Raw genomic sequence first — 6889 nt, forward strand, 5'->3', positions numbered from 1 at the left:
GCGGCGGCCGCGTAGCCGCGCGCGGACGGGTGGTACCGGTCCTCGCTGAACATCCCGGCCGGGTCGGCGGCGAACTCGCGGCCGAGCAGGTCGCCGAGGGAGACCGAGCGTCCGCCGCGCTCCACGACGGCGATCGTCTGGGCGGCGGCGAGCTGCCGGCTGGCGCGTCTGGCGACCCACTTCAGCGGCTGCATCAACGGCTTCACCGAACCGAGGTCCGGGCAGGTGCCGACCACGACCTCCGCGCCGGCCGCGCGCAGCCGCTCGACCGCCGCGCCCAGGTGCCGGACGGCGTCCGCCGAGCGCACCCGCGAGGTGACGTCGTTCGCGCCGATCATGATGACGGCGATCTCCGGCGCGGCGGGCAGCGCCAGCTCGACCTGCCGCGCCAGGGCCTCCGACCGCGAGCCGGACCGGGCGACATTGGCCATCAGGACGGGCCGTCCGGCGATCGAGGCGAGGCCGTCGGCCAGCAGCGCCGCCGGGGTCTCGCCGGGGGTGTGGACGCCCAGGCCCGCGGCGGTGGAGTCGCCCAGGACGGCGAAGGAGAGCGGTTCACCCGGCAGCCCGGCCCCGTACACGCCGTCCGCCCGGGGCGGGTCGCCGCTCGGCGTGGCCCCGATGACCCGGCGGGCGAGCCGGGCCTCGGCGAGCACCAGCCCGACCGTCAGCCCGCCCAGCGCGGTGATCCCGCCGCCGCCGTAGGCCGCCGCGGCCGCGACGCGCCGCGCGGTGAACGCTCTCGGCATTCGTCCGTCACCCCCCCGTCAGAGCAGGGCTCCCGTCCCCGTAGGGTGGAGATGCCCGGCCACGTCGATCTGGGCTACCGTCGGGAACCGCAATCTATCGAAACCGTATTCCCTCCTACTTCGGTAACAGTGCCGTGCCGGGATGTCATCCAGGTTTCGCTTCGTTGATCACGACAAGGATGTCGCGATGCAGGTGCATGACTCGCTCGTCGAACTGATGGGCAACACGCCGCTGGTCCGGCTGCGCAACGTGACCCGTGGCGTCACCCGGCCGGACGGGCCGCAGGTGCTCGCCAAGGTCGAGTACTTCAACCCCGGCGGCTCGGTGAAGGACCGCATCGCGGTTCGGATGATCGACGCCGCGGAGGAGTCGGGCGAGCTCAAGCCCGGCGGCACGATCGTGGAGCCGACCTCCGGCAACACCGGCGTCGGCCTCGCCATCGTCGCGCAGGAGCGCGGCTACCGGTGCGTCTTCGTCTGCCCGGACAAGGTCGCCAAGGACAAGATCGACGTCCTGCGCGCCTACGGCGCCGAGGTCGTGGTCTGCCCGACCGCCGTCTCGCCCGAGCACCCCGACTCGTACTACTCGGTGTCGGACCGGCTCGCCGCCGAGATCCCGGGGGCGTGGAAGCCCAACCAGTACGTCAACCCGAACAACCCGCGCTCGCACTACGAGACCACCGGCCCGGAGATCTGGGAGCAGACCGGGGGCCGTATCACGCACTTCGTCGCGGGCGTGGGCACCGGCGGGACGATCAGCGGCACCGGCCGGTACCTGAAGGAGGTCTCGGGCGGCCGCGTCGAGATCGTCGGCGCCGACCCCGAGGGCTCGGTCTACTCCGGCGGGACGGGCCGTCCGTACCTCACCGAGGGCGTCGGCGAGGACATCTGGCCGGAGACCTACGACCGCGACATCTGCGACCGGGTCATCGCCGTGTCCGACAAGGACTCGTTCACCATGACCCGCCGCCTCGCCCGCGAGGACGCGCTGCTGGTCGGCGGCTCCTGCGGGATGGCGGTCGTCGCGGCGCTGCGCGTCGCGGAGGAGGCCCCGGACGACGCGGTCATCGTCGTCCTGCTGCCGGACGGCGGCCGCGGCTACCTCTCGAAGATCTTCAACGACGAGTGGATGAGCAACTACGGCTTCCTGTCGTCCCCGACCGAGGAGGCCACGGTCAGCGAGGTGCTCACCCGCAAGGGCGGCGCCCTCCCCGAGTTCGTGCACACCCACCCGCACGAGTCGGTCCAGACCGCCGTGGCGATCATGCGCGAGTACGAGGTCTCGCAGCTCCCCGTCATGAAGGAGGAGCCGCCGGTGATGGCCGCCGAGGTCATCGGCTCGGTCAGCGAGTCCGACCTGCTCGACCTGCTGATCCGCGACCGCGGCCGGCTGTCGGAGCCGGTCGAGGCGCACATGGCCGCGCCGCTGCCGACGATCGGCTCCGGCGAGCCGGTCTCCAAGGCCGTCCCGGTGCTGGAGAAGTCCGGCGCCGCCGTCGTCCTCGTGGACGGCAAGCCCAAGGGCCTCATCACCCGCCAGGACCTGATCGCCTTCCTGGCCGCCCACTGATCAACGCCGAACGGTCCCTCCCCGAGCCGGGGGAGGGACCGTTCGCATGTCCGGGGGGGGGGACGCCGAGGACCGGGCCGTCCGTCGGGACCGGGCCGGCCGTCGCACGGTCTCGCGTGTCCGGCCGGGACCGCGGGCCCGGCCGTCCGGGAACGACGAAGCCCCGGAGACCGCGGGGTCTCCGGGGCTTCGGCCTTCCCCGAGTCGGGGCGCACGCCGGGATGTGGGCGGCTTGGATGGCCCCGGCGCGCGTCCCGACGTCCTCTAGTACCGGCTTCCGGTCGGGGCGAACGGGTTGTCGGCCATCGGGTCCTGCGGCGGGGTGGCCTGGGCGGGCGCGCGGCGGGCGGTGCCGCCGTGGCCCGGCCACCAGGCCGCGCGGCCCAGCAGGGCCGTGATGCTCGGCACCAGGAACAGCGCCATGACGAAGGCCGACAGGGCGATGCCCATCGCGATGGAGAAGCCCATCTGCTGGAGCATCGACACCTTCGCCAGCAGCATCACCGAGAAGGTCGCGGCCAGGATGAGGCCGGCGGCGGCGATCGTCGGGCCGCTGTGCTGGACGGCCAGCGCGGCGGCGCGGCGCGGCTCGTGGCCCTCCTTGGCCTCCTCACGGAGCCGTGCGGTGATCAGGATGTTGTAGTCCGTGCCGATGGCCAGCACGAACAGGTACAGCATGATCGGCAGGTGGAAGACCTCGCCCTCCGTGCCCTGGATGCCCTGGAAGACGAACACCGCGGCGCCCATGGTGGAGGCGAAGCCGAGCAGCACCGCCGGGACCAGGTAGAGCGGGGCGACGACCGAGCGGAGCAGCGCCAGCAGGATCAGGGCGATCAGCGCGGCGGCGACCGGGAGGATCACCGACAGGTCGCGGTTGACCACCTTGTTCATGTCGCTGTAGATCGCGGTCGCGCCGCCGACGTACATCTTGGTGCCCGCGGGCGTGATCTCGTGCGCGGCCGGGGTGAGCTTGTCCTTGACCAGCGTGATCGCGGCGTTGTCGTTCGGGTTCTGCTTCAGCAGCAGGTCCACCCGGACGACGTCGCCCTTGGCGTTCGGCACCTCCTGCTGGACGGTCCCGACGCCCGGCAGGGACTTGGCCTTCGCCCGGAACTCGGCGACCGAGGCCTTCGGGACGGCCCCGCCGTCGGTGGACTTCAGCAGCACCTGGACCGGGGTGGTCAGGCCGGGCGGGAAGCCCTTCTGCATGTCCTTGCCGGCCTGCGCCGACTCGGTGTTCTGCGGGAAGCCGGACTGGAAGTCGTAGTCGGCCTTGAAGGAGAACGCGCCCGCCGCGAGCGCGATCATGAGCGCGCCGGTGCCGAGGGCCACGATCAGCGGACGTCCGCCGACGAACTTGCCGAGCTTGACCGAGGCGCGGGCCTTCGGCTGCTTCTTCCAGGACTTGGACGGCCAGAAGGTCGCCGTGCCGAGGAGCGACAGCAGCGCCGGGACGAGGGTCAGCGAGGTGATGCCCATGGCCACGACGGCGATGGCGAGCGACGGGCCCCACGCGGCGAACAGGCCGAACGAGGCGAGCATGAGCACGAGGAACGTCGCGGCGATCGCGGCGGCGGCGGAGGTGATGACCTCGCCGACACGCTCGACCGCGGTGATCAGGGCGGTCTTCTTGTCGTCCCCGGCGCGCAGGCGTTCCCTGAACCTGAACAGGACGAACAGGTAGTAGTCGGCCCCGACGCCGAACAGCACGATCGTCAGGATGATCTGGAGGCTGTCGTCGGTCGAGAAGTCCAGCAGATGGGAGGCCAGACCGATCAGCTTGGTCGTGACGATCTCCGTCAGCATGATCACGAAGATCGGCAGCAGCGCCGCCAGCGGCGCCCGGAAGATCAACAGGATCAGGCCGATGATCAGGATGAACGTGGCGCTCGACACGATCGCCATCGACTGGGTGAAGGACTTCTCGTTGTCGGTGAAGGCGGCCGTGTCACCGCCGACCTTCGCCGTCAGGCCGGACCCCAGCACGGACGGGATGTCCTTGCGCATGTCCTTGATGGCCTGGCTCTGGGCCTTCTGGGCCTTGCTGTCGGTGCCGGTCATCGGCACGCTGATGACCTGAACGGCCTTGTTCGGCGCCACGGTCTGCGGGCCGGCCATGAAGCCCTGGACGGACTTGTAGTGCTTGTCGGTGAGCGTCTTGGCGGCGGCCGTCACCTTGGCCGAGTCGGACGGGGTGATGGGCGAGCCGTCAGTGCGCTTCACGACCACGAACGCGGTGGCGTCCGCGTGTTGCGGGAAGGCGTCCGACAGTACCTTCGCGGCCTGGATCGACTCGTACTTGGAGGGCATGAAGTCCTTCTGGTCGGACTTCTTCTTCGCGCCGGGCGCGAGGAAGACGACCAGAGTGCCGATGATCAACCAGGCCACGATCGTGTACCACGGATGTCTCACGACGAAACGCGCGAGCCGTGCGAACATGCAAGCGTCCTTCAGGTAGGGCGGAGAACGGAGAGGCGGGGGTCGCGATTACCCCTTAACGGTAGAGATCGCGAGCGCCGGACGGGTCACCCGGTGAGCCGAAATGGCGGCCCATACCTGCGGGGGATGGCCTCCTCCTCTGGGAGGGGGGCCGGGTGGATAACCTCGTGCCTATGGACAACGAGGTTCCCCAGGGCAACGTCCCTGTGCATGGTTTCGAGACGCTGGCGATCCACGCCGGGCAGGAGCCGGACCCGGCGACGGGCGCGGTCGTCCCGCCGATCTACCAGGTCTCCACCTACAAGCAGGACGGCATCGGCGGGCTGCGCGGCGGCTACGAGTACTCGCGCTCGGCCAACCCCACCCGGACGGCGCTGGAGGAGTGCGTCGCGGCGGTCGAGGGCGGCACGCGCGGGATGGCCTTCGCGTCCGGCCTGGCCGCCGAGGACGCGATCCTGCGGACGCTGCTGCGCCCCGGTGACCACGTGGTCATCCCGAACGACGCCTACGGCGGCACCTACCGGCTGTTCGCCAAGGTCGCCGCGCCGTGGGGCGTCTCGTTCGACCCGGTCCCGCTCGGCGACGTCGCGGCGGTGCGGGCGGCGATGCGTCCGGAGACCAAGATCGTCTGGGTCGAGACCCCGACCAACCCGCTGCTCGGCATCTCCGACATCGCCGCCCTCGCGGCCGTCGCGCACGACGCGGGCGCGCTGCTGGTGGTGGACAACACCTTCGCCTCGTCCTACCTGCAGCAGCCGCTGACGCTCGGGGCCGACATCGTCGTCCACTCGACCACCAAGTACATGGGCGGGCACTCCGACGTCGTCGGCGGCGCCCTCGCCGTCCGGGACGGCGACCTCGGCGAGCGCCTGGCGTTCAACCAGAACTCGATGGGCGCGGTCGCCGGGCCGTTCGACGCCTGGCTGACGCTGCGCGGCATCAAGACGCTCGGCGTCCGGATGGACCGGCACTGCGACAACGCCGAGAAGATCGTGGAGATGCTGACCGCGCACCGCGCCGTCAAGCAGGTGCTCTACCCGGGCCTGCCCGACCACCCCGGCCACGACGTCGCGGTCAAGCAGATGCGGCGGTTCGGCGGCATGGTCTCGTTCCGCGCCTGGTCGGAAGAGGACGCCGTCCGGATCTGCGAGGCGACCAAGCTGTTCACCCTCGGCGAGTCCCTCGGCGGGGTCGAGTCGCTGATCGAGCACCCGGGCCGGATGACGCACGCGTCCGCCGCCGGGTCGCCGCTGGAGGTGCCGGCCGACCTGGTCCGGCTGTCGGTCGGCATCGAGGACGTCGACGACCTGCTCGCCGACCTGGAGCGCGCCCTAGGCTGATCCGCGCCCTAGGCTGATCCGCGCCCTCGGCTGATCCGCGCCCTAGGCTGATCCGCGCCCTCGGCTGACCCGCGCGCCGGCGCCCGGCCGTCCGTAGCCGGTGTGCGGAAGGGGCCCCGCCGGGTGCTGGTTCCGCGTGTTCCCAGGTAGGTCCCCGGTCCGCCGCGAAGGCGGGCCGGGGACGGCCGTTTCGGTGATCAAAGCCGTATGATGTGCCCGGGATCGCCCGGAAGCGGGCGTCCGAAAGGGGTTGGAGTGCGCAGAGTTCTGGTCGGCGGCGCGGCCTTCGCCGCGGTGTGCGTGTCCGCCGCATCGGTTCCGGGTACCGCGGGCGCGACCCCGCTCCCGACCCCCGGCACGACCGTCGGGCCCTCGTCCCCGCCGACGTTCCCGCCCCCGACCGCGCCGACCGGCTCGGAGTCGCCGTCGCCGTCGGACACCCCCTCCGGGACGCCGTCGACCGGCCCGTCCACTCCGTCCGGGACGCCCTCCGGGACGCCGCAGGCCGACCCGAGCGCGACCGTCACCGGCAAGGCCGTGATGGTCACGCCGAAGCTGCCCAAGGTGAAGACCTTCGCCTACGGCAAGAACGCCCGGCAGCGCGTGGACGTCTACTGGCAGCCCGCCGACCCCAAGGACAAGAAGGCCAAGGCCCGTCCCGGTGTCTTCCTGCTGCACGGCGGCTACTGGCTGGAGGGCGACAAGCGCTCCTGGAAGTACCTCGCGCGCCGCCTCACCGCGCAGGGCTTCACCGTGTTCGCCGCGAACTACCGGCTGGCGCCCGCCGCCCA

General features: G+C 71.5%; 5 protein-coding genes. 3 read left to right on the plus strand and 2 right to left on the minus strand.

Going from position 1 to position 6889, the window contains the following annotated elements:
• Positions 1-749: SGNH/GDSL hydrolase family protein (locus tag AB0J52_RS21770; protein ID WP_500183600.1), on the minus strand; the 749-nt coding region annotated here is incomplete at its 3' end.
• Positions 750-936: 187 nt separating this feature from the next.
• On the opposite strand from AB0J52_RS21770, the gene AB0J52_RS21775 reads away from it, so the two are divergent.
• Entirely contained in the window at positions 937-2319 is a 1383-nt protein-coding gene (locus tag AB0J52_RS21775) for a cystathionine beta-synthase (protein ID WP_500183602.1), read from the plus strand.
• Positions 2320-2583: 264 nt separating this feature from the next.
• Here AB0J52_RS21775 and AB0J52_RS21780 read toward each other — a convergent pair whose 3' ends face one another.
• On the minus strand, positions 2584-4758 hold the full coding sequence (locus AB0J52_RS21780) for an MMPL family transporter (protein ID WP_500183604.1): 2175 nt from the start codon (positions 4756-4758) through the stop codon (positions 2584-2586).
• Positions 4759-4931: 173 nt separating this feature from the next.
• Here AB0J52_RS21780 and AB0J52_RS21785 point away from each other — a divergent pair, with 173 nt between their 5' ends.
• Together AB0J52_RS21785 and AB0J52_RS21790 are read left to right on the plus strand one after the other, a co-directional pair.
• Positions 4932-6098 (plus strand): cystathionine gamma-synthase, encoded by a 1167-nt coding sequence (locus AB0J52_RS21785; RefSeq protein WP_500183606.1) that lies wholly within the window; start codon positions 4932-4934, stop codon positions 6096-6098.
• Positions 6099-6353: 255 nt separating this feature from the next.
• Positions 6354-6889: alpha/beta hydrolase (locus AB0J52_RS21790; RefSeq protein WP_500183608.1), on the plus strand; the 536-nt coding region annotated here is incomplete at its 3' end.

Source organism: Spirillospora sp. NPDC049652, assembly GCF_040675125.1.
In the GTDB taxonomy this organism is placed as follows: Bacteria; Actinomycetota; Actinomycetes; order Streptosporangiales; family Streptosporangiaceae; genus Spirillospora.